The sequence below is a fragment of the Paenibacillus xylanexedens genome (assembly GCF_007680605.1).
GTDB lineage: Bacteria > Bacillota > Bacilli > Paenibacillales > Paenibacillaceae > Paenibacillus > Paenibacillus xylanexedens_B.
Map to the genome: position 1 here is coordinate 100945 of NZ_VEIO01000007.1, position 23036 is coordinate 123980.

The following is a 23036-nucleotide window of genomic DNA, read 5'->3' on the forward strand; positions in this document are numbered from 1 at the left end:
CGATTCAGCTCCTAAGTATTTCCTTCTTGTGGTAATATAAGTGAGTCAGTACATATTCTGCGCTTTGGGAACGAAAAGATCAGCTTGAGTACGAGACATCAAGGGATAGGGAGTGATCTTAGATGAGTCAGTTTCTTCAGATGGGAGCAAATACAACTTTAAGTGCGGCAAAAGGGAGTATCCGGATTAGTCACGAGATTTCGAATTCGATCGATGTTTCATTAACGGCCTTCCTTTTAACGGAGTCCGACAAGGTACAAGGAGATAGCGGGATCATTTTTTACAATCAACCAACAAGTTCCACAGGTGTAGCGACTCTTTTACCCTCCGAGCAAGCAGGTAATACCAAAGTACATAGAATTGATTTCGATATGGATAAAGTTCCTGAAGGGATAACCAAAATAGCGATAACACTGACAGAGGATCATAACACGGGATTTTCAAATGTAAAAAATCTGACAGCCGAAATATGTACTGATAATACAGTTATTCAGTTATCGCCCTCCCTATTCACGACCGAAAATGGGATCGTAGTTCTGGAATTATATCTAAGGAATGGGCAAACCAAGGCAAAATCAATCTGGCGCGGATTTAATTCCGGGCTTGAAGGATTATGTAAAAACTATGGTGTTGAGGTTGAAGGAGACGAACCAAGTAAACCTGCCAAACCGCAGATTACTCCCGATCCATCATCAAAAGCCCCTGATTCAACAAGTGGTGCTGCAACCGATCATAAAAATACGCAACCATCCAAGTCATCATTAAACCTTCAAAAGGTATCCGGCAAGATTAATCTCGAAAAAGGGCAAAAGTCAGTACTCATTGATAAAACGCCAGAGATTACGGCTACGGTATCTTGGGAAACCGGAACAGATTACGATATCTACGCTCTGGTCTACACCAAGGAGGGTAAGCAGATTGATGTAGCGATGTTTGGTGCAAAGGGCGTACCGCCACTTCAAAGCTTTGGTAACGGGGCCGTGGAACATAAGGGCGATGTGGGGAGAAGTAACCAAGCCATTAAAACAGAGGTTATCAAATTAAGATTAAGAGATGATATTCTTGCGGTTGTTCCTGTCGTTTATTCAGCTCAGTCCAACGGGACCGGTTCTTTTTACCGATACAAGGTCTCGATGAGTATAGATAATCATGAGGGAACCTCTGTTACGATCTCGGCTAAAAATGCTAATAACAATGATAAGATATATACCTGTGTACCAGGAATACTGTATAACACACCAGACGGTGTAATAATAAGCCCATTGGAGCTTTATAGTAAACCGAATTCAGAGTTCAGGCCCAAGCTCAAGATGGGATCGTCCAAAATGGTAGAAGTGATCATGGATAAAGGGCCGATGAATGACTATAAGTAGTTAAGGGTGAAAAAGCTGAGTATGAAAGATTCATGAGATACTTTGGCAATATATTTACTATTGATAAAGTTTGATTCGATACATGGGGCCATCCTGTAAAGGATGGCCTTGCAAGTACAATGAGAAAAAGAGGAACGCCATGCAATACTCGATTTGGAATGAAGCAGTATTTTTTAATGAGAACGATCAGTAAAAATAATTCTTTACTGATCGTTCTCATTCTGATAAGATGTTTTTGGGAGGCAATAACAATGGCTAGAAGCAAGGAATTTGAAGAGAGTGTAGTTCTGGAGAAGGCGATGAGACTGTTCTGGGAACAGGGCTATGAGAAGACATCAATGAATGATCTGGTTGAAACGATGGGAATTCATCGACGAAGCCTTTACGATACATTTACCGATAAGCATACATTGTTTCTTAAGGCAATGGATCGTTTTGGAGAGCGGATTGCTGCTCGCTGGGAGGCAGGCATCAAACAAGCCGCAACAGCCAAGGAAGGCATTTGGTTTATTTTCCGTTATGTCATCGAAGGCGAGGAGGATACGCCTGCTGGTTGCATGATGGTCAATTCCGCAGTTGAATTAGCAAACCGGGATCAGTCTGTAGATCATAAGACTTCGTACGTCTTTGCTAGGTCGGAGCAATGCCTGACCGATCTCATTAAGAAAGGGCAGCAGAATGGTGAATTCGCTAATCCGTCCGAGGCCAAAGATCTGGCTGAACACCTTCATAATACCTTACTTGGTTTAAGGGTTATGGCTCGTACATCAGCGTCCAAGGAGAAGCTTTACCGGATTGCTGAGCAGTCAATAGATATCTTAGAAATTCAAAAGAAGAATTAAAGAGGAAATCCTCTTTTTTTAAATATATTAGAATGATCGTTCTCGAAAAGGAAGGGATTTGTTATATGGAAACATTGATTATCGTTGCCCATCCCAATCTGGCGGAATCCCGCATCAACAAGACTTGTCACAATCAATAAGTAAGTTAATTCGAGGAGGAGAAGACGTATGACAAATAAGATCGCATTGGTCACTGGAGCTAGCAAAGGAATCGGTTTTGAAATCGCAAGGCAGTTGGGGCAATTGGGAATAACGGTTCTCGTTGCTGCCCGCACACAAGCCACGGCTAACGAGGCAGCTGAAGTATTGCTGAAGGAGGGTATTCAGGCCATTGCATTGGAATTGGAAGTAACCAACTCTGAGCATATTGCAAGAGTTGCCCAATTCCTAGAGCATAAGTTTGGTTACCTGGATATATTGGTTAACAACGCTGGTATCTCGGTGGAGAACGGGGATTATGAAGGGGACTCTTTCCGGGATACATTCGAGGTCAATACATTTGCACCATATTACCTTACCGAAGCTCTGCTGCCTCTCCTGCTCAAAAGTGAAGCTGGTCGCATCGTCAATCAAAGCAGTGCTCTCGGATCAATTCATTTTCAGCTGAGCAATGAGCTTGTCCAGCGGATATCCACCCCGGCATACGCAGCTTCCAAAGCGGCTCTGAACATGCTAACCGCGTATTGGACACAACAGTCGAAGGGAACTAACCTGAAGGTCAATTCCGTCCATCCGGGTATTGTTCGAACACGTATGGGGGGCGAGAAGGCAGAGTTATCGCCAGAAGAGGGAGCCAAAACAGCAGTTCGTTTAGCTACGATATCCCAAGATGGCCCAGCAGGTGGATTTTTCTATATGGATAGCGAGTTACCATGGTAAAAAAAGATCATTCATTGGTCTTTTGAACATTATTTGACGATAAGGAGAAGATGACTATGCCAACCATTCATAAAACAACCTTAATTAACGTCCCACCTGAGCAAGCTTGGGATGCAATCAAAGATGTAGGTGCCTTCCATCTTCGTCTCGTTCCGGGACTAACAGCCGCTACTCGAATGGACGGAAATGAAAGAACACTGATTCTGGGTGATGGTAGTACTGTAAAAGAAGCGATTGTGTCCATAGATGAAGGAGAACGCCGTCTGGTGTTTGCGGTGAAGGAGGGGCGTATGCCGCTTTCTCATCACAATGCTTCTTTTCAGATCATTCCTGATCCCCAGGGAGGCAGTCAATTCATATGGATTACTGACTTTTTACCCGCAGAGCTGACAGAAGCAATCCAAGCCCAGGCAGATCGTGTTTCAACTCTCATTAAACAAACCATTGAAGCAGCATCAAAATAACAGAGTTATACAAAAGGCTGGATGGAAAACATAATGGTTTTCTGTTCAGCTTTTTTGAGAGTTAAAGTAAAGCTATGTATAACTTCCCTCACTGAAGGAGAGATAACGAAGCAGTAAGATTAGACATGTGATTCGTTACGACATTCAAGGAGGGAGCAGAGCAATGACTTTGAAAAGTGAGCACTCATGTTAATTGGATTGGTGTTGCTGGTTTTTATCCTTGTGGCTACCGTCGTTTATTGGTTGATTCCGTATTCACCGCTTAAGGCAAAATTCAATCGAGATATGAAAACATGTATTCAACGTTCCAGCCAGGCAAAAGGCATTCTGACAGATAGAGATGTCCAGGTTTTACCCGCACCCGTCCAGCACTATTTGAAGACCTGTGGTTATATGGGGAGATCGAAGAGTTCGTACATGAGAATCGATTTTGAAAAGGCAAATTTTAAGCTATCACTGGAAAAACCGATGATTCACATTGGTTACTCACAAATGAATTTTGTCCAGAAACCGGATCGAGCTGCATTCATTGCTGCTAACATGCACGGTATTCCATTTCAAGGTTATGACTCTTTTCGGGATGGTAAAGGAAGCATGAAAGGGGTTCTTGCCAAGGCCATACCTTTGTTTAACGAAAGAGGAGCGGACATGGATCGGGCGTGTTTGGTCACCTTTCTATCCGAATCCTTATTGATTCCCGATGCCGCAATACAAAGCTACATTACCTGGGAAGAGGTCGACCACACCCATGCTAAAGCAACTATTGCCTATTGCGGTGTAAGAGCCCACGGTATATTTACTTTCAGCGAAGACGGTGAACTATGCTCCTTTACAACGGATAATCGAACCTATACTTCGATGAATGGCACCCGTCAGCAGGTGAGATGGTCGGCGTTATTTAGCGACTACCAGACAAGGAACGGCATGAAGCAGCCCTCTCGTTTACAGGCGATATGGCATGTTCCAGAAGGCGACATCCTTTATTTTGACAGCAGTAACTTTCACATCCGTCGGTTTTAGTTACGGATGAAAGCATGACATCCGTAGCACAAATAGAGCATAACATAGTTAAACATTTCAGAGGTAAAAAGCCGAATGCACCTTTAGGAGCACTCGGCTTTTTGGTGTGCCCATGTACATAATGAGCACAGTCGTATTCTCTATCCTCTTCTATTATTCTACCCGAGTTAAAAGTCTAGGATGAAGGTTCACGGTACGCTAGATGTTCTTGATCTGCAAGTTTTTGCGATAGGAACGCGGGGTTATACCGGTCTCTCTTTTGAACATGTTGCAGAACTGGGCATCGTTCACGAATCCGGCTTCGGCTGAGACATCCGAGATGGACATTTGTGTGCTGGCCAGCAGATGCTTCGCATAGTCCAACCGCTTGATCAACATATATCGAGAAGGAGAGGCTCCGTATTTCTCTTTGAACAAATGCCGGAAGCGATCATAGCTATATCCCGACATGTCAGCTAACATCTCGATAGAGAGACGTTGTGTGAAATGTTCATTCATATAAGCAAGCACATGCTGGAGACGGTCTCCTGAGAACAGAGGATACATGCTGTTACCTCCACGATGAAGCAAGTGCAGTAGCATGTGGTGCAGACGGTCGTTCAAGTAGTCCTGAGCGCCTTCACCCCGCCGCGTATATTCCGTGTTCAACTGCAGCATGTAATGATGGATGCTATGCTCCCGGTCATCCTGATGCATGCCTTGCAGCTCGGCAATTTCAGACATATTTGTCTGAAATCCTACAAAAAGTACCTCGGCGTCCCCGCGATGGTCCTCGTCATGCTGTTGATGAGGTGAAATAAGCGCATAAGTTCCAGCTTGAAAATGATAGTTATGCTCTCCGATCATGGATGTCCCGTTTCCTTTAAAATAATAGACCAACTCATAACATTCATGGTGATGAGGGATGATATGTGTGAACCGGGCATGTTCGGCTCTGACAACATATAGAACTTGATCCATTAATATTTTCCCCCTAATTTCGACAATTAGCCGAATCATACAAAAAAGCGACCGAAATCATATAAATATAATGGCTTGATTTTGTTATGATCATACTCATAAACGAATGTTAAACGGAATTAATAGTTTATACGTTCGGTTATAGCAGTAAAGAAAACGCATTACAATTCAGATCTAGGCTGTGAATCACCTGATTTATAAAGCTGGGCTGTAAGCACGACAGATTATCCATGATTTTAACAACAAACAGGGGTGTGAGTAAAGAAGATGAAGAAGAATGCGTTGGTAATTTGTATGGTAGCGTTGTTGTTGCTTCTGTCCGCATGTGGAGGTATGAAGGGTGCAACAGGTGAAACGGGTTCAGCAGGAACGGACAATGGCGGCGAGCAGACCGATCAATTGAAAGTGGTATTGCTAATTCCAGGCACACTGGGTGATAAATCCTTCTTCGACGCTGCTAACCATGGTCTGGAGTTAGTAAAGTCCGAACTGGGTGCTAAGACCAAGGTTATTGAAATGGGTACAGACAAAACGAAGTGGGAACCAACGTTTAACGATATTTCTGCTGAGGACTGGGACATCGTCATTTCTGGTGGCTCTGAGATTACAGAAATGTTTAACGCGGCTGCGGAGCAGCATTCTGACAAAACGTTCATCAACTATGATACGGATATCGAGGATGCACCCGCTAATGTTTATAATATGTCCTATTCTACAAATGAAGTATCCTTCCTGGCGGGAGCGGTTGCGGCGCTCACTACCCAGTCGGATATGCCAAACGCGAACAAGGAGAACCTGATCGGCTTCCTGGGTGGTATGGATATTCCGGGAATCAACGCTTTTCTCGTGGGTTACATCGAGGGAGCTAAATACGTAGACCCGAATATTAAGGTCGCTGTATCCTATGCAGGAGATTTCGTCAATCCAGCCAAAGGAAAAGAGCTTTCGCTTATTCAATATAACTCGGGAGTTGACGTGATTTTTAACGTTGCAGGTGGAACGGGGCTGGGCATTTTTGATGCAGCCAAGGAAAAATCAAGGTATGCCATCGGCGTGGACTCTGACCAGGCTGCTTTGCTCAAAGAGACAGACCCTGCCAAAGCGAACCTGATCATTACCTCTGCGATCAAAAAGATCGATACAGCGATTCTGGAAGCCGTGACCCAAGCCAAAGAGGGCAAGCTGGAGACCGGAAAACGCCAGGTGATGGGCTTTGTAGAGAACGGTGTTGGCATTGCGGAGAACGATATCTATACAAGTGTATTCCCTGCTGATCTGCAAGCGAAAGTAGAAGAGATCAAGAAGAAGCTTGAAAATAAAGAGATTAACGTATCCAATGCGATGGGTATGGAGACATCGGAGATCGAAGCGATCCGTAATAGCGTGAAGCCTTAAGCTTTCGTTTTCTAGATAGATCATCGGAGAGAAATAACCGGGTTTATGTTGTACAGCTGGAGATGTAGTCATGATCATTGATGCATTTTCGGCTGTATATTTTTTGTGCAAACTGCTCGAAGAGGGGAGAAGCTTACATGTCCGGCGCACTGTTGGAAATGCGAAATATTTCAAAGGTATACCCCAATGGGGTGGTCGCTAACAAGAATGTTCAGTTCTCCTTGGAGGAGGGAGAAATTCATGCCATTGCCGGAGAGAACGGGGCGGGCAAATCGACATTGATGAAGATGATGTTTGGCATGGAAGAACCGAGCGAAGGCGAGATTTTGTTAAAAGGAAAACAGATCAAGCTAGGCAACCCGCAGGATGCTATTGCGCTTGGAATCGGTATGGTGCATCAACATTTCATGCTCGTTCCTTCCTTCACCGTCGCAGAGAATATGGTGCTTGGCATGGAGCCGAGACGCGGTGTTGGCATTCATTATGCAGAAGCTGTCCGCATGACGGAGGAAACGGCTCGCAAGTATAACTTATCCGTGAATCCCCGGGCCAAGGTTGAGGATTTGAGCGTAGGGATGAAGCAAAAAGTAGAGATCTTGAAAGCTTTGCTACGTGGTGCAGAAATACTCATTTTGGATGAGCCTACAGCCGTACTAACTCCGCAGGAGACAGAAGAGTTGTTCCGAGAGTTGAAGCTGCTGAAAGAGAAGGGACATACGATTGTGTTTATCTCGCACAAGCTGAAAGAAGTGAAAGCGATCTGCGATAGAATTACCATTTTGCGCGGCGGACGTACAGAAGGTGTATTTAACATAGCAGATGTTACAGAACAGGAAATATCGCGGCTAATGGTTGGACGGGATGTTGTACTCAAGTATGACAAAACGCAGAAGAGTTATGGCGAGCCTGTACTATCCGTGCAGAATTTAGGGGCAGTTGATCCCGAAGGCAAGGCACTGTTGTCGGATATCAGCTTTCATGTTCGTGCAGGGGAAATCGTCGGCATCGCTGGCGTTGAAGGCAATGGGCAAAGTCAACTTGTTGAAGCGCTGACCGGAAGTTTGGGGAATCGTTATGCAGGCGGCAAGGTCGAAATGAAGGGAAGGGATATCCGTTCACTCGACATCCGAGAGATTCGTGGACTGGGTGTCTCGTACATTCCGGAAGACCGGATGCGTCAGGGGTCGGCTGGTGAGGCAAGTATTGCGGACAATCTGATCTCTACCCGCTATCGTTCGAAATCGCTGAATAAGGGGCCGCTTCTCAGTATGTCATCCATTCAAAAGCTGGCAAGTTCTCTGGTGGAGGAATTCAAGGTCCGCTGCTCCGGCCCGTCGCAACCAATCGGTATGTTATCAGGGGGCAATATGCAGAAGGTGGTCGTTGCCCGTGAATGCTCCACCGACCCGGATCTGCTCATTGCAGAGCAGCCTACGCGGGGGGTGGACATTGGAGCGGCGCAGTTTATCCATCAGAAGTTGCTGGAGCTACGGGATGCGGGCTCTGCGATTGTGCTTGTGTCGGCTGATCTGAATGAAATTCTGGAAATGAGTGATACACTGCTTGTGTTATATGACGGCAAGATTGCCGCCCGCTTGGACTCTCCGTCAAGTGTCAGCGAAGAGGAGCTGGGTCTCTACATGCTTGGGATTCGTGAGCAGCAGGAGCAGTACGAGGAGGAGGCTTCCCCATGATCCGATTAAAATATTTTGAAGTATACCGCACGGCAGCAGTCATTCTTATTTCTTTAGCTATTGCATTCATTATTATCTCTTTGGTGAGTAGCCAGCCTGTAGAGACCATTCGCATCTTCCTGTTTGAGCCGCTGTCCACCTTAAGCCGCATGGGCAATGTTGTCGAAATGGCAATCCCGCTCATGTTTACAGGACTGTCGGTATCACTCCTGTTCAAAACGAACATGTTCAATCTGGGCGCTGAAGGTATCTTTTATATTTCAGGCATTGTTGCAGCCATTCTGGCTATTCATCTAAGTATGAACGGCATAATGCACCCGATTGTGGCGATTGGTGCAGGTTCGATTGTAGGTGCACTACTCTCGGCAATTCCCGGTTATCTCAAGGCCAAATGGAATGCCAATGAATTGGTCACATCACTGATGTTCAATAGCATCTTTTTTGGAATCGGCTTGTATCTGTTGAACTATCACCTGCGGGATGCCAAGGCATTCTCGAATGTATCTTATAAATTTGCCGAGACGGCACAGCTGGATAAAATATTGCCAGGCACACGATTGCATACCGGACTTATCATTGTGCTTGTCTTGATTGTTCTTGCTCATTATTTCATGTATCGCACGAAGTGGGGATATGAGCTGCGCATGACGGGAGCCAACCGCGAATTTGCAGGGTACTCCGGTATGAAGACAGCGAAAGTCATCATTATGGTGCATCTAATCGCAGGTTTTATTGCCGGTATGGGTGGATCGGTCGAAGTGCTGGGCATGTATAATCGCTTCCAGTGGACGGCACTACCTGGATATGGACTGGATGGTGCACTTGTGGCGATGCTTGCAAAGAACAATCCCCTTTCCGTCATTGGTGCTGCACTCTTCCTGGCCTATATTCGTATCGGTGCGGATCTGATGGCTCGTTTGTCGGATGTGCCTTCCGAGATGATCTCCATTATTCAAGCAGTCATTATTTTGCTGATCTCCGCGGAGCAGTTCTTGAAATTCTGGAAGAATCGCATGTTGCTGAAGGAGGCCAAGCTGCATGAATAGCCTGCTGAACGTCATTTTAACGACGGATTTTGCCTTCTCTGTCCTACGGGTTACAACACCGATCTTGTTCGCGGCTTTAGGTGCCCTGATCTCCAATCGGGCAGGAATTATCAATATTGGTATGGAGGGCATTATGCTAGTATCTGCGCTGGCTGGGGTTGTGGTCAGTTCCTATACGGCTAGCGCCTGGATTGGATTGCTCGGTGCTGTCCTCTCGGGTACGGCGATTGCCGGAATGCTTGCTTTTTTTACGCTTAAGTTCAAGACACATATTATTCTGGGTGGCGTTGCCATTAATATGTTTGCATCAGGAGGAACGGTGTTTCTACTGTATTTGCTTAGTGGAGACAAAGGTTCATCTACGTCCTTGCCGAGCAAAGTGTTGCCTAGTATAGACATTCCACTGCTTCAACAAGTCCCGGTGCTCGGCCCGATTCTGTCAGGTCATCATATTTTGACGTATGCTTCCATTCTAGCCGTGATAGCCGTCTATTATTTATTAAAACGTACCCCATTAGGCCTGCAAATTCGTTCCGTTGGTGAGAATCCGCATGCGGCACAATCGGTCGGTGTCAGTGTCGTGAAAATTCAATACATGGCATTGCTGTTGAGTGGATTTTTCGCCAGTCTGGGCGGGGCCTACATGTCGATGGGATATCTGTCTCTGTTCACCAGAGATATGATTGCTGGCCGGGGCTGGATTGCCATTGCAGCAGAGTCCATGGGACGCAGTACAACGGTAGGCACAGCCTTGACTTCACTGCTCTTCGGTGGAGCGGAGGCGCTGGCCAATGCACTTCAAGTGCTCAAGATACCAGCCGAGCTAATCGGCACCTTGCCTTATGTGGCTACCGTGATCGGATTAATTGTGTATGCGATTGCTGAGACACGCAAAAAGAGACGCAAGCTCGCACAAAAAACGAATTGAGGAGATAACGATGACAAAACCTATTATTATTGACTGTGACCCAGGACACGACGACGCAATTGCCATTTTGCTGGCGCTGGCTCACCCTGAGCAGCTGGAGATCAAGGGCATCACCACGGTGGGCGGTAACCAGACCTTAGAGAAAATCACGAATAATGCGCTCAAAATTCTCAGTTTTGTCGGGGCTGACATCCCGGTAGCGAAAGGTGCGAAAGGGCCGTTGTTGGGTACCTTGGTGACCGGAGAGGAAGCTCACGGCGAATCGGGAATGGATGGCCCTGAACTTCCGCCAAGTCGTTTTCGTGCCATCGAGGTAGGTGCTGTAGAGTTTATACGTCATCTGTTGCTGTCTTCGGAGGAGCCGATCACCCTAGTACCCATTGGCCCGTTGACCAATATTGCTACTCTGATTCGTGCATATCCTGAACTGAAATCACGGATTGCCGGCATTTCCATGATGGGTGGAGGCATTGCTTATGGAAACGTGACACGTACAGCAGAGTTTAACATCTACGTTGATCCGGAAGCAGCCCAAATTGTATTTGAATCGGGGATTCCAATTACGATGAGTGGACTGGATGTGACGGATAAAGCGGCTATTTTTGACGAAGAGATTGCAACTCTGAAAACACGCGGCCCTGTATCAGTTATGGTTGGGGAGCTGCTGGACTTCTACTCGATTTACGGTAAAAAGATGGGTTACCATGGCAATGCCCTGCATGATCCGTGTGCTATTGCATGGCTGCTGCAGCCTGAGTTGTTCCACAGCAAAATGCTGGATGTGACGATTGAAACACAGGGAACGTACACACGCGGGATGACGGTGGGCGACTTGCGCACGAAGACAGAACGTGAGCCTAACGTGAATGTGCTGCTGGATGTTAACCGTGATGCTTTCATTCGTCTCATCTATGATGCACTTGCTATCCTGGACGCTCGTGTGCAGCAATCTCCACAAGGGGATTCGTAATATGGCAGGCTGGACTGACCTGCGAGAGACGGTGCGACTTGAACTGCTTCAACGTGGTGAGGAAGGCTGTGACACTCAGGGGTTTATGCAAAAGTGGGACGAGGCGGCTGATGATGAGAGCACGCTGCTACAACTCTACCAAGAACTGACGGAGCTCCAGGTATCCGCTGATTTTCCTTTTGCAGAACCTTCGGATCTCGAAGATATTCGTGCCTTGCGCCCAGAGGGGCCACGTGAGCTTCAAGCTGACTGGAGTGAACAAGTATGGCGGGATAAATTCTACGGGGCTTGGCTTGGGCGGAGTGTTGGATGTGCACTAGGGAAGCCGCTGGAGCACCCGGATTATCTCTACGGTAAGGATGGACGCCCGGGCTGGGAAAATATCGAGCTTTGGTTTAAGGGGGCTGACGCCTGGCCCATTCGAGGGTTTACTCCTGAACATTCCCGTGCAGAGCAGGAGCATGGCTTGAGTTTGACCGAGCTGGGCCCTTGGAGTGTTCGGGAGAAAATTCAGTTTATGGAGAGCGATGATGATATTCGTTACACGATACTAGGCTTGCTGTTGCTGGAGGAAAAAGGGCTGGACTGGGATTCGTGGGATATCGGAAAACTGTGGCATCACCGTCTCACGTACAGTCAGGTATGTACGGCGGAGACACAAGCTTATATGAACTTTGCCCAGGAGACCTCGCATCTGAAATCGGATAAACCTGCGGATTGGGCAAAGCGCAAGGAACGAGTACGTATGCATCTCAACCCATACCGCGAGTGGATCGGAGCTGCAATCCGCGCGGACGGATTGGCATATGGTGTAGCCGGACGACCTGAACTGGCAGCCGAACTTGGCTGGCGAGATGCCTCCTTTTCTCATGTCAAGAATGGTATTTATGGTGAGATGTTGAATGCAGCGATGATCGCTACGGCGTTTGTGGAAAATAATAGCGAGCGCATTGTGGAAATCGGACTCAGCGAGATTCCACACACAAGCCGACTGGCCGCAGATGTGCTTCAAGGCATGGAGATCGGACTCTCGGCTCGCAGTGAGCGAGAACTGGTAAGCCGGATCTGGGATGCGTTCAGTCATTATGATGCGGTGCATACCAATAACAATGCTGCACTGGTAGCCGCATCGCTGGTGTATGCTGGCAATGATTTTGAGAAAGCAGTTGTCACGTCTGTTTATGGCGGGCTGGACACCGATTGTAATGGAGCTACGGTTGGCTCGATTATGGGTGCGCGCCTTGGTGCGGCACAGTTGCCCGATTCCTGGATATCTCCACTAAACGATACGCTGTACGCCGATCTGGTTGGATTCGATCCGGTGTCGATCTCTTCCTGTGCTGAACGCAGCTATCAGGTGTTTTTGAAGCTTCGCGACAAGGTGCGTAACTAGGGCAAAAGATGACGATGAGATATTTAGTTTATCCCGTCTAAAAATAAGAACTCGGATTACTTAAATTAAAACGATGTAGCCTTAGGATCTTTCCTAAGGCTTTTTTGTAATGGCTTTAGCCCGTTGAATACGTGAAACGCACGAAACAAAAAAACTACCCGCATAGCGGGTAGTCCTGATTTGATGAATTATTTCGAGTTGTAAGAGAAAGATAGATTATGCGTTTGTGGTCCTGTAGCTGCGTTGTAATTATCCTGAATGTTTGAGATATAATAAGTGAATTTGAGGTTTAATGTTTTCTGTTTTGGTGTACTGTAGTGACCAACTTTAATAACAGAATCAAAGGAGTGGCTCGGAAGCTCCAGCTTTTGACTTTTCGGAATCGTTAATTTTGATCTTCTTACTTTACTGCTACCACTATTGTCATATACCTTTAATGTTCCAGCTGCGATGTTCTGTGAATTCGTATACCCTACTCCAAAAGACAAACCTGTATTAGGAACCGACAGTCCCCAAGCTACATTCAGTTTTAATTTTCCAAGGGTACTATAAGATGAATCCCACATAATAGACCGTATTACATCCCCAGGAGCTGTATAAGCTTCAAGGGTTGTATCTTGATGAACTCCCATTCTCCAGCCTGAGGTTTTGGAGTTAACGGTTCCTACGTTAGATGTCGTACTTACGGACAGGGGATAAAGTTTTGTGGTAAAGTCCCCAGAACCTCCACTAAGAGATGAGGGACCCTCAACATAGGCTCTTACCGTCATTTTTTCTGTTATTGTAGCAACACCCGCGTTGTATACCGCAGTATATGTTTTGTCCGACTTACCACTTGCCAGAGACGCAGCAAATGTTGTTAATCCATCGTTGGTTTCTTCTCGAACAGGTTCAAATACTTTCCCGTACCAAAACATGTCTGTATGTTCTGCATCTTCAAAAGAGCCTGAATTGTTAAACATCTGATCTATATGAAGTTTATCATTTAACTGATCGGTTTCCAAAAACGTAAAGGTTCTTGTATTCTTTTCAAGCAAATACAGTTTAACAACAGTATCATCATTCTTGAATTTATCGCGTAATAAAGCTAGATTGCTGTTGGGTTTGCGATCAATTCCGAAGTAGACAACTTCAAAATTGTCCTTGTTATCCTTTAATTCTCCTACAATTAGACTGTCCGTATAACCAGCCTTCTTTAACCCGCCTGTAAGTTGGAATTCTTTTTCTCCAGTGCTAGTCTTCACGTTACCGGATAAGGAAACAGAATCTGCACCGTTACTCTCCATAGATTTGATATCTACACTACTGGAATCAAAATTGGCTGATTTGCCTAATTTCTCACCCTTGGTATCCAAATCATATACGGTATTACTTGGAATTTGGATACGATCTTTAGATACTTCGTCGGATGCAGAGACACTAGTACCTAGAGAAAAAGTGAGTAATGTAGTCGCAAGGAACAAAGACATTAACTTCTTCAAGATAAAACCTCCTAAATATTGGATTTTAATTTGTCGAGGTTTAAAGATACCAAAATGAATATGATTTGTAAATGTAGTACCTTTTTTCGAAATAAATAGTAGTTATTTTTACCTACACCAGAAGTAGTTCGTATAACAACAAATTTAGTACATTAAACTGAAAACTATACTGGAGAATCGGGCAAGGTGGACTAGAATTAACGCAGGAGTTAGATTAGAACCAGATAAACACGGACTCCAGATATAAAAAAAAAATTTATATGATACAAAAGTTGGGTTTTATAAAATAAGGATCTAAAACGAGTTATCTGAAGTGATGTATGTATACTTTGACAGCCAATCTAATCTTTTATACAAGAAGAAAGAGCCCCAGCAGGATGGGGCTCTTGTTATTGATTTGTATAATTTGAACGAAACCAATTTTCTATTTCATCACTTACGATTTCATAATGTGCATCGGTAGAAACGGATTGCAATTCAATACCACCAGATGATCCAAAAATGATTAATTCCAAGCGGGTACCATCTTTAAAAATCATTTCCCCTATGTTATTCGCTCCAGAACTTTCCTCAAAATCCATAGGCCTCAGCTCTGCATGCTGCATCATGCCAATAACTGTTTTTGTCTCTTCATCCGTTAATGTTACTGGATTAAATAGGCCGATGTTGATTTCTTGTAATTGCCCAGCAGAGAGTTTTTCTTTGAAATGGTCTGCCCAGTCGTGGTCTGTCCCATGACTAGATGAGCAGCTTGAGACAATGAGTATGGAACCAACAATGACGAAAATTACCCCTAAGAACCGCTCAGCACGTAATGCTAAATCGCTAGGCTTTGCATCTTTAAGTTTCCATCCTAACCTGAAATACCAAAAGGAGTAAGGTGATATGGCCATAACTAGACCTATGATTAACATTAGTACGCCTACAACTCCTGTCAAATCATCACATCCTTAATTGTGTTCATCATCTGAATTGAACGTGCATCTCATTAATGTTTGTTAAAATCGAATCCCCAACGTTACTGAAACCATAACCATTCCTTTGAAGCGGTAAACATTTAAAACGAGTGAAGCAACAACGGAATAACCTCAATAAATGCTTGTTCAGTATTTGTTTAGAGACAAAGGTTATACTAATTTTCGCTAATCATTTTGATATAGAAAGTAGGTCATAGACAATAATAGATTCAGTAGATTGCTTTGTTAATACACGTTTATTGATCGGACACAAGAATCCCCTATAGCAAGTTAACTGGGTAGCATATATGAAAGGGGATTCAGGATTATCTACAGCCAAAAGAACCAGTTACATTTCAATTTTATATGGAGGCAAAAAGGATATGACCAAAGGCATCAAAAAAATCATTTCTATTGTGCTTACGGTATGTTTAATCCTGGGGGGGAGTGGCCTATCTGCATTACTAGGTTCAGTAGCCTATGCAGATAACGCTCCAACCACAGCAGAGGCAAACTACAAGCACTATCGTGTGAAGTTAACGGCCGATCCGGTCACAGATACAGCACCTGCTGGTTTCGGTACAGCTGCCTCAGATGGACGGATCTGGACAGACAAGAGTGTTACGGCAGAGAACGATGGTACATTCAATATTCAGTTATCTGCACTGGCACAAGAATATATGACATCCAACTCGACCAATCCAGGTGTCGGGGGCAATAGTAACGCGAACGGTTCAGCCGCAGATGTAACTTTTATTTTGGATATGAGTTCTTCAATGGGTACCCGCAGCGGTAAAGAAATAGCGCTCACAGCTGGAGATGCAGGCGTTTATTATCGTGTTGAAGCTATGGCTAAGGCTGCAAATGACGCCATCCGTACAGTCATGAACGCCAATTCCAACAACCGTGTTGCGGTATATTGGTTCGGCGGATCAGCTGATGCTAACCATCTCGGTACATTTATGGAGATGGGACATTACGAATTTAGTTCGGGTCATGGTACAGAAGACTATCTGAAATACGTAGGTGGCAATACTCAAACGGTTACTTTGAACAGTAATCTAATCAAAGATGGTAGTTCCGTTGGAACACAACCTGCAGTTGGACTAGGGCCCGGCACTCCCACTCAGGACGGCATCATGTACGGTGTCTCGAAGACGATGAGTAAGGTGGGAACGAAGGGAGCAGGCCCAAAGCGACAGCCTTATTTATTCCTTCTATCTGATGGAGCGGCAATTCATGCCAAGAAAGCATGGTCTCTTTCGCCGAAAGGCAGTTCATTTGAGACCAATTTTGCCAATGCATTAGCTGAGGCTACAACAATCCCAAATTATAATCAAAGCGGAACGAATGTTAACAAGTATGTACCAGCTACAGCCGGTACTAGTTTGGCAAATACAGGTGATCCGGAAATTGCTGCGTTAACCATTCTTACCGGTGCGTATATGAAGGATCTCATGGATCGTAAATACACCGAATACAATGGGGGAGAAGCCACCCAGGCCAAAGTGTATACTGTGGGGCTAGGTTCCACAACGGCGATCAATGGACCGTATAACGGTAACGAACCTGTGTATGCGTGGGCAGGACTTGACCCGAAACGAGTCAACGAGAATAAGGAAGATAGTAATTATAACTACGGTACCGCCAAGAACACATATGACAAACTGAGTGCATATGCATCTCAGGGGCCTAATGGATTTAACTATGCCAATTCATTTGTATACAGTAGTTATTACACATTTGCCCCAACGTATGACATTGTGAAGTCAGCTTTTTCTGGATTAACCAATGATGTCGAAGCTACCACAACGATACTTCCGCTTCTCAACATACCGGAAACCACGGATCTGGGGAATGGTGCGGAAACGGCGGATATCGCCAGTGCTATCGTTGTTGCAGACGATATCAGCAATGATTTTGCTGTGGATCTGTCCACGTTAAAAATCGGGGATGCTGTTGCGACAGTAGACACAAATACGAATATAAACGGTGGTACAGCGTATGCATTCGCGGGCTATGGAAGTAAGGCGGTCATTAAAACCGTCGCAGGCGTTAGCAGTCTTACATGGTATATTGACGCAGATGATATGCAATCGCATATTTACCGCTTCAAGAACCGGACAAGTCCGCAGCCTGGAGATTATAGCGCGCCAACAGGCGGTTCTTTTAAAATCAGTTATAAAGTAAAACCGACTTTTCAGGTAGCCCCTGATCAGGTGGGTGACACATCCCGTTACATCAATGCGGGCAATGCGAGTGATGGAGCCAAGACGGCAGCGTACTTCCACCCACCTGCAGACAGTCCCTATTATCAGGCTTTAACAAGTAAACAGACCATTTCCAAAACGGGTGGAATTGGCGCAACGTATGTATCCGAGGAATCACTGAATAATGGCAAGGCCATCATGAGACTTGGAAACAACGGGAAGCTTGATTTGCAAATGGGAATGATGAAGACAGGTCCGGCAACCGTTCCGATTAACGGGTCTATCGATTATAAAGTGACCATTTATAACTATACAAATACAGCTATTACAGGGCTCAGCGTCGTTAGCGATGGCCAAACCCAAACCGGGATTGATGTTCCGGCCAATGACAGCAAGGTGCTTACTTTTACGAAAACTGCACCGGGTACACCACAGACGTTGGATAGTGACACTGCTGTCATTTCGGGAATTAACCTTGTATCCAATACGGTATCTACGGATGTAACCAACGTGACCACTGCTGTCATCAACACGCATGTTATTGGAGCTGTCGGGGGTACATCTGTAGGCGATGCCACCTATAACATTGGTGATGCTGCGACAATTACAGCGACTCCGAATCAGGGTTATACATTCGTAGGATGGTATGACAACCAATCAGGAACAGGGACTCCTGTAAGTACGGATGCAACTTATCAGTTCAATGTTCAGACGAATCAGGATTACTATGCAAAGTTCACATCTCTACCCGTAGCTCATGACGATACTTATAGCGTTGTGAAAGGAGAAACACTCAGTGTTCCAGTGGAAGAGGGCCTATTGCTTAACGACACGGATGGCGAGGGGCGTACACTGACCGCTGTAAGCATCAGTTCAATCAGTGATGAAAGCAAGGGTACGTTGCATGTAAATGCAAATGGATCATTTACCTTTGTGGCGGAGGCAGAAGCATCGGGCAGTGTGACATTTACCTATAAAGTTAGTAATGGCTCTGCCCTATCAAATGAAGCGACGGTGACGATTAACATTACACCACCTGCACATAAGCCAACCGCGAAAAACGACAGCTACAACGTTAGGAGCGGAGACACACTGGACGTTCCGGCTGAGACGGGCTTGCTCTATAACGATACCGATGATGAGCTTCATCCACTCACAGTGGACCATGTCAGTTCGCTCAGTGATACGAGCAAAGGTACGCTACATGTGAATCCGGACGGATCGTTTACGTTTGTTGCGGACGCAAATGCGTCGGGTAATGTGACATTTACTTACGAGGCCTATGACGGGACAGTCTACTCAAATTCAGCTACGGTTACCATCACCATCAAAGTGCCGATCACGACTCATGTTATTGGTGGTGTTGGTGGCGTAACAGACGGTGACGGTGTCTATGGACTTGGCGAATCCGCAACGATTACGGCAATTCCAGCTTCTGGTTATGCCTTCGTAGGATGGTACGACAACGAGGAAGGTACAGGTACACCTGTAAGTACGGATAAAGTTTATCCATTGACGGTTTCCTCAGCGGGAGACTATTATGCAAAATTCAGTAAGCTGTCTACAGCTGAGAATGACAGCTATCAGGTAGTGAAGGGCCGTACGCTGAACGTTCCTGCGGCAACCGGTATTCTATCGAATGATACCGTTGTAGGGAACGGTACGCTTACTGCCGTGAACATCAGCTCCCTGAGTGATCCAAGCAAGGGCGCACTGAATGTTAACACCGATGGTTCATTTACGTTTGTACCTGCCGGGGAAATATCGGGCAGTGTGACGTTTACTTATCAGGCTTTTGATGGAGTAGGTAATTCCAACGAAGCTACGGTTACAATCACGTTTATCAACCCTAGCATTGATGGAACAATCAGAGATAAACAGACCCAAAATCCGGTATCTGGTGCTACTGTAATTTTGCGCGACCTTGCAGGTAAAGAGAAGGGGCGTGCTACGACCGATGCAACTGGGAAGTACAATTTCGAAGATGTCATCATCAATAATTATATTTTGGAAATTGTGCGCGATGGATATAGCCCGGCGCATAGAGAAGTCTCTGTATCTACAGCAAATGTGAATGGAAACGGACGTATCACCGAAGATTTTGAACTTGTGGATTACGAGATAACATTAACAGCCAACCCCTCATCCATACTTGGTAATGGTACGGCTACATCCGAATTTAAGACGGTGATCACCGATAAAGAGGGGCGTCCCCAGGCAGGCGTTGAAGTTGTGTTTGAAGTACCGAATACAACGTACGGTCATTTTACCGGAAATACCAATACGATAACGGTTCTGACGGATGCACAAGGCGTTGCTAAGACAACCTTTACTGCAGCGGTTCTTGGGGGTGCGGGATCGGTATCCATACCGCTGACGGCAACCGTAGATGATAGCCAAAAGGGTATCCAGGTTAGTGACACAATCTATATCACGATTACCCCCGGGGTTATTACAGGTGTTGTCACAGACCAAGCAGGACGCCCGCTAGCAGGCTCCTCGATTGTAGTAAGTAAAGACTTTGACGGAGATGGCATTGCTGATTTTCACGCCGTTGCCATTACAGGAGTTGACGGGGCATACACCATTGCTATACCGCAGGGGAATGTGACGTACGATGTATCGATTACAAAGCTGGTTGAGATCAACGGTCAGCAGAAAGCGGTCACGTTTAATCAGAACGTCCCCGTAAACGGAAGTGTGGATGGCCATTCCTTTGACGGAAATAAAACCGTATCAGGTATTGTCCTGGTTGGAAAAACGCAAGGGGAATCCGCAACGCTCGATGGGACTGTGGGCGGTGGGTACAACGTATTGATCAATGATGGCAATGGCGATCATACAGGTCAAGTTGACCGCAACGGTATATTTAATATCGATAGTGTGCTCAAGGGCAGCTATACGGCAAAAGTCATCTATAACATTCCGCTTCCAGGAGGCGGGACACAACCTATCGTAGTAGGGCACATGAATGCCGAAATTAATGCAGACGGACAGATCAGCATCAGTGAAGTACTCATTGACCCGTACGGTACGATTACGGATTCCGTGACAGGTCAGCCGATAACCGGTGCCGTTGTTACACTTCATTACAGTAACGGAACGGTTGTTAACTTGCCGCCGGTGAATAGCTTCCCACCAGCGGATAATGCCAACCCGCAGACAAGTGATGCGACAGGGCAATATGCCTTTATGGTATTTCCGCATACGGACTATTATTTAACTGCGAAGAGAGCTGGATATAAGGATTTTGATAGCAGAGCTGTTGATCCAAGCCAACCGCTGATTCATGTGGGTACGGATATTGTGCTGTATAACTTTAGCATGACACCTCTGACAACATCGAATGGAGGGGGAGCAGGAGCAGGAACAGGAACGAGTACGGGTGCATCAAACTCACCGACAACTTCAACTCCACCAGCAACTGTCCCAACAACTACGACGCCTTCGGGGTCTATCGATCTCGCTACAGCGATTCTGGTTGACAAAATGAAGGGTGGCGAAGGAGATACACTTACCTTCACCGTGATCTATGCCAATAAAACCTCGGTCGATGCCGATGGTGTGTACATCAAAGTTAAGATCCCTTCAGGGCTAAGTTTGGTTGATGCGAACGGCGGTGCTTTGACAGGCCAAGAACTCAAGTGGAATGTTGGTAAACTGACGGGAGGAACGCAAGGCAAGCTGACGTTCAAACTCAAGGTTAACGATATGAACGAAGGCGAGGATTTTGGGATCATAACGGCTAGTATAGGCACGGATCACAAGCTTACGCTTACGAATACACAAGATGATGCATCCTTGATCAAGGTGATGTTGTATTCTAACCGTTATGAACATAAGCATGCCCGTTACATTATGGGATATCCAGATGGTAACGTTAAACCCGGACGACTCATTACCCGTGCAGAGATTGCTGCCATCTTTGCCCGTACACTGCAATTGCAAGATGAGGTTCACCACGTTCAGCTGTTCAGCGATGTTGCTACAAGTTACTGGGGAGCCGATTATATCGAAGCAGTTGTAAACAAAGAGATATTTAAAGGTTATGCAGATAACACGTTCAAGCCAGATCAACCGATCACACGGGCAGAACTGGCAACAGCCATTGCCCGTTATCTCGGAGTTGCAAGAGAGCTGAAGATGAACAATGTATTGAGAATCAGCTCGTTTACCGATATTGAAGGGAGCTGGGCGGAGCAGTCCATCGATGAAACCTACCGTTTCGGGTTCTTATCAGGCTACAAAGATGGCTCCTTCCAACCTAACAGTCAGCTTACCAGAGAGGAAGCTGTCAAAATGATCAATGGGATGTTGTACAGAGGCCCATTAACCGGGGTTGAAGCTTCTTATCCGGACAACCGTTTGGGCAGATGGTCATTCGGAGATCTTGAGGAAGCAACAAGAACGCATACGTACAAGATCAATCCAGATGGCTCCGAAACGATGTTAAAATACATTCCGGAAGATCTGTGGTAAACTTCGCTTTACTACCATAATAGAGTAGATGGAGCAGATGCTCAAAAACAATGCCGTTGCTTTAAAAAGCGTCAAAAAGAGGAACGAAAAAAGCCGAAGCAGGGATACACGCCTGCTTCGGCTTTTCACATATTCATGTTCATGGTGAGTTTTATTCACCAAAAGTATCCGCTACTGCTGATTCCTCTTAACGTCCCCCTGTATTGGAGGCCCAGACAGGAATCCAGCTATTCGGATAATATGCGTTGGTCAAGGTTGTATTGTATAGAACCAGGTTTCCATCATTTTGCATGACGAAAGTATCTCCTGGTGTATCCGCCGACAGTGTGCTTCCGTGATGGGCTGGAATCCATGCCGCAGTATTTGCAGACCAAGCAGCTACCTGTTTAGTCGTATCGGTTACCAAAATCGTATCCCAGCCTGGTCCCCAATAATATTCATATTTACCTGTGGCCGGATTAGTTCCCCAGCGATATGCATATTGATATACGGTTTGCCATTTCGTTCCGTACTGATAGATGATAGGCTTTCCGTATTGTTGCTCGAATTTAAATGAAATGGCCCCGCTTTTATTCGTACTCGTGCTCCAGATCGAAGAACCGTTCTGATAGATTACAAAATTGCCGTCAGTTTGCCAGATTGCCGAAAACCTGCCATCCTGCGAGGTGAGGTAGTCTCCCTTTTGCATACTCTGACCGACCAACAATTTATCGCCAAGGTAGCCTGCGGAAGCTGTCGCAGGTACAGCAAAGGCCAGGATCAGCAAACACGCGATAAAAATGCGGAACGATTTAGGGAAAAATAGCTTTTTCATTGGACACTCTCCTATATTTCTTAGAATGGTTGATGCAAACTGCGTAGTACAACAAACGCTTACGGGTATTGCGTAATGCAGCATAGCGTTCGGTCAGAAGTGGTGAAAGAGCAATCAACACATCCCCCAGTG

General features: G+C 45.7%; 16 protein-coding genes. 12 read left to right on the forward strand and 4 right to left on the reverse strand.

The genetic code is table 11. The annotated features are described in order from the left end of the window. Positions 1-122: 122 nt before the first annotated feature. The 5 genes from FS818_RS23075 to FS818_RS23095 all read left to right on the forward strand — a co-directional run bounded on the left by FS818_RS23075 (position 123) and on the right by FS818_RS23095 (position 4578). A complete protein-coding gene (locus FS818_RS23075) occupies positions 123-1373 on the forward strand; it encodes a TerD family protein (RefSeq protein WP_145335062.1) in 1251 nt (416 codons plus the stop codon). 251 nt (positions 1374-1624) lie between these two features. After that, on the forward strand, positions 1625-2215 hold the full coding sequence (locus FS818_RS23080) for a TetR/AcrR family transcriptional regulator (protein WP_145335064.1): 591 nt from the start codon (positions 1625-1627) through the stop codon (positions 2213-2215). A gap of 168 nt (positions 2216-2383) precedes the next feature. Continuing rightward, positions 2384-3094: an SDR family NAD(P)-dependent oxidoreductase gene (locus FS818_RS23085; RefSeq protein ID WP_145335066.1), complete on the forward strand. Its 711-nt coding sequence runs from the start codon at positions 2384-2386 to the stop codon at positions 3092-3094. Positions 3095-3150: 56 nt separating this feature from the next. Continuing rightward, entirely contained in the window at positions 3151-3558 is a 408-nt protein-coding gene (locus FS818_RS23090; RefSeq protein ID WP_145335068.1) for an SRPBCC family protein, read from the forward strand. A gap of 186 nt (positions 3559-3744) precedes the next feature. Next, entirely contained in the window at positions 3745-4578 is an 834-nt protein-coding gene (locus FS818_RS23095) for a DUF6544 family protein (protein WP_260989951.1), read from the forward strand. Positions 4579-4776: 198 nt separating this feature from the next. On the opposite strand, the gene FS818_RS23100 is transcribed toward FS818_RS23095, so the two are convergent. Further along, positions 4777-5538, reverse strand: coding sequence for an AraC family transcriptional regulator (locus FS818_RS23100; protein WP_145335070.1), 762 nt, complete (start codon positions 5536-5538; stop codon positions 4777-4779). A gap of 294 nt (positions 5539-5832) precedes the next feature. Here FS818_RS23100 and FS818_RS23105 point away from each other — a divergent pair, with 294 nt between their 5' ends. The 6 genes from FS818_RS23105 to FS818_RS23130 all read left to right on the forward strand — a co-directional run bounded on the left by FS818_RS23105 (position 5833) and on the right by FS818_RS23130 (position 12964). Next, a complete protein-coding gene (locus FS818_RS23105) occupies positions 5833-6933 on the forward strand; it encodes a BMP family ABC transporter substrate-binding protein (RefSeq protein ID WP_260989952.1) in 1101 nt (366 codons plus the stop codon). 137 nt (positions 6934-7070) lie between these two features. Further along, positions 7071-8627 (forward strand): ABC transporter ATP-binding protein, encoded by a 1557-nt coding sequence (locus FS818_RS23110; RefSeq protein WP_145335075.1) that lies wholly within the window; start codon positions 7071-7073, stop codon positions 8625-8627. Continuing rightward, on the forward strand, positions 8624-9673 hold the full coding sequence (locus FS818_RS23115; protein WP_145335077.1) for an ABC transporter permease: 1050 nt from the start codon (positions 8624-8626) through the stop codon (positions 9671-9673). Before FS818_RS23110 ends, FS818_RS23115 begins: the two co-directional genes overlap by 4 nt. Then, complete coding sequence (locus FS818_RS23120) at positions 9666-10601, forward strand: ABC transporter permease (RefSeq protein WP_145335079.1); 936 nt, start codon at positions 9666-9668, stop codon at positions 10599-10601. The genes FS818_RS23115 and FS818_RS23120 overlap by 8 nt, the downstream gene beginning before the upstream one ends. Before the next feature lie 10 nt (positions 10602-10611). Beyond that, positions 10612-11571, forward strand: a complete 960-nt coding sequence (locus FS818_RS23125) for a nucleoside hydrolase (RefSeq protein ID WP_145335081.1) — start codon at positions 10612-10614, stop codon at positions 11569-11571. Between the two features lies 1 nt (position 11572). Next, the gene (locus FS818_RS23130; RefSeq protein ID WP_145335083.1) at positions 11573-12964 is read left to right on the forward strand and encodes an ADP-ribosylglycohydrolase family protein; all 1392 of its coding nucleotides are present in this window, start codon (positions 11573-11575) and stop codon (positions 12962-12964) included. Between the two features lie 188 nt (positions 12965-13152). Here FS818_RS23130 and FS818_RS23135 read toward each other — a convergent pair whose 3' ends face one another. Together FS818_RS23135 and FS818_RS23140 are read right to left on the reverse strand one after the other, a co-directional pair. Then, on the reverse strand, positions 13153-14445 hold the full coding sequence (locus tag FS818_RS23135) for a hypothetical protein (protein WP_145335085.1): 1293 nt from the start codon (positions 14443-14445) through the stop codon (positions 13153-13155). A gap of 389 nt (positions 14446-14834) precedes the next feature. Beyond that, positions 14835-15383, reverse strand: a complete 549-nt coding sequence (locus tag FS818_RS23140) for a DUF6199 family natural product biosynthesis protein (protein ID WP_145335087.1) — start codon at positions 15381-15383, stop codon at positions 14835-14837. A gap of 401 nt (positions 15384-15784) precedes the next feature. Here FS818_RS23140 and FS818_RS23145 point away from each other — a divergent pair, with 401 nt between their 5' ends. Further along, positions 15785-22090: an Ig-like domain-containing protein gene (locus tag FS818_RS23145; protein ID WP_186375572.1), complete on the forward strand. Its 6306-nt coding sequence runs from the start codon at positions 15785-15787 to the stop codon at positions 22088-22090. 187 nt (positions 22091-22277) lie between these two features. On the opposite strand, the gene FS818_RS23150 is transcribed toward FS818_RS23145, so the two are convergent. Then, the gene (locus FS818_RS23150; protein WP_145335092.1) at positions 22278-22904 is read right to left on the reverse strand and encodes a hypothetical protein; all 627 of its coding nucleotides are present in this window, start codon (positions 22902-22904) and stop codon (positions 22278-22280) included. Positions 22905-23036 lie beyond the last annotated feature (132 nt).

Coding starts and splice junctions, on each gene's coding strand:
- FS818_RS23150 (WP_145335092.1), bottom strand. CDS start 22,904: ATGAAAAAGCTATTTTTCCCTAAATCGTTCCGCATTTTTATCGCGTGT.
- FS818_RS23105 (WP_260989952.1), top strand. CDS start 5,833: ATGGTAGCGTTGTTGTTGCTTCTGTCCGCATGTGGAGGTATGAAGGGT.
- FS818_RS23110 (WP_145335075.1), top strand. CDS start 7,071: ATGTCCGGCGCACTGTTGGAAATGCGAAATATTTCAAAGGTATACCCC.
- FS818_RS23125 (WP_145335081.1), top strand. CDS start 10,612: ATGACAAAACCTATTATTATTGACTGTGACCCAGGACACGACGACGCA.
- FS818_RS23130 (WP_145335083.1), top strand. CDS start 11,573: ATGGCAGGCTGGACTGACCTGCGAGAGACGGTGCGACTTGAACTGCTT.
- FS818_RS23080 (WP_145335064.1), top strand. CDS start 1,625: ATGGCTAGAAGCAAGGAATTTGAAGAGAGTGTAGTTCTGGAGAAGGCG.
- FS818_RS23095 (WP_260989951.1), top strand. CDS start 3,745: ATGTTAATTGGATTGGTGTTGCTGGTTTTTATCCTTGTGGCTACCGTC.
- FS818_RS23115 (WP_145335077.1), top strand. CDS start 8,624: ATGATCCGATTAAAATATTTTGAAGTATACCGCACGGCAGCAGTCATT.
- FS818_RS23075 (WP_145335062.1), top strand. CDS start 123: ATGAGTCAGTTTCTTCAGATGGGAGCAAATACAACTTTAAGTGCGGCA.
- FS818_RS23090 (WP_145335068.1), top strand. CDS start 3,151: ATGCCAACCATTCATAAAACAACCTTAATTAACGTCCCACCTGAGCAA.
- FS818_RS23145 (WP_186375572.1), top strand. CDS start 15,785: ATGACCAAAGGCATCAAAAAAATCATTTCTATTGTGCTTACGGTATGT.
- FS818_RS23120 (WP_145335079.1), top strand. CDS start 9,666: ATGAATAGCCTGCTGAACGTCATTTTAACGACGGATTTTGCCTTCTCT.
- FS818_RS23085 (WP_145335066.1), top strand. CDS start 2,384: ATGACAAATAAGATCGCATTGGTCACTGGAGCTAGCAAAGGAATCGGT.
- FS818_RS23100 (WP_145335070.1), bottom strand. CDS start 5,538: ATGGATCAAGTTCTATATGTTGTCAGAGCCGAACATGCCCGGTTCACA.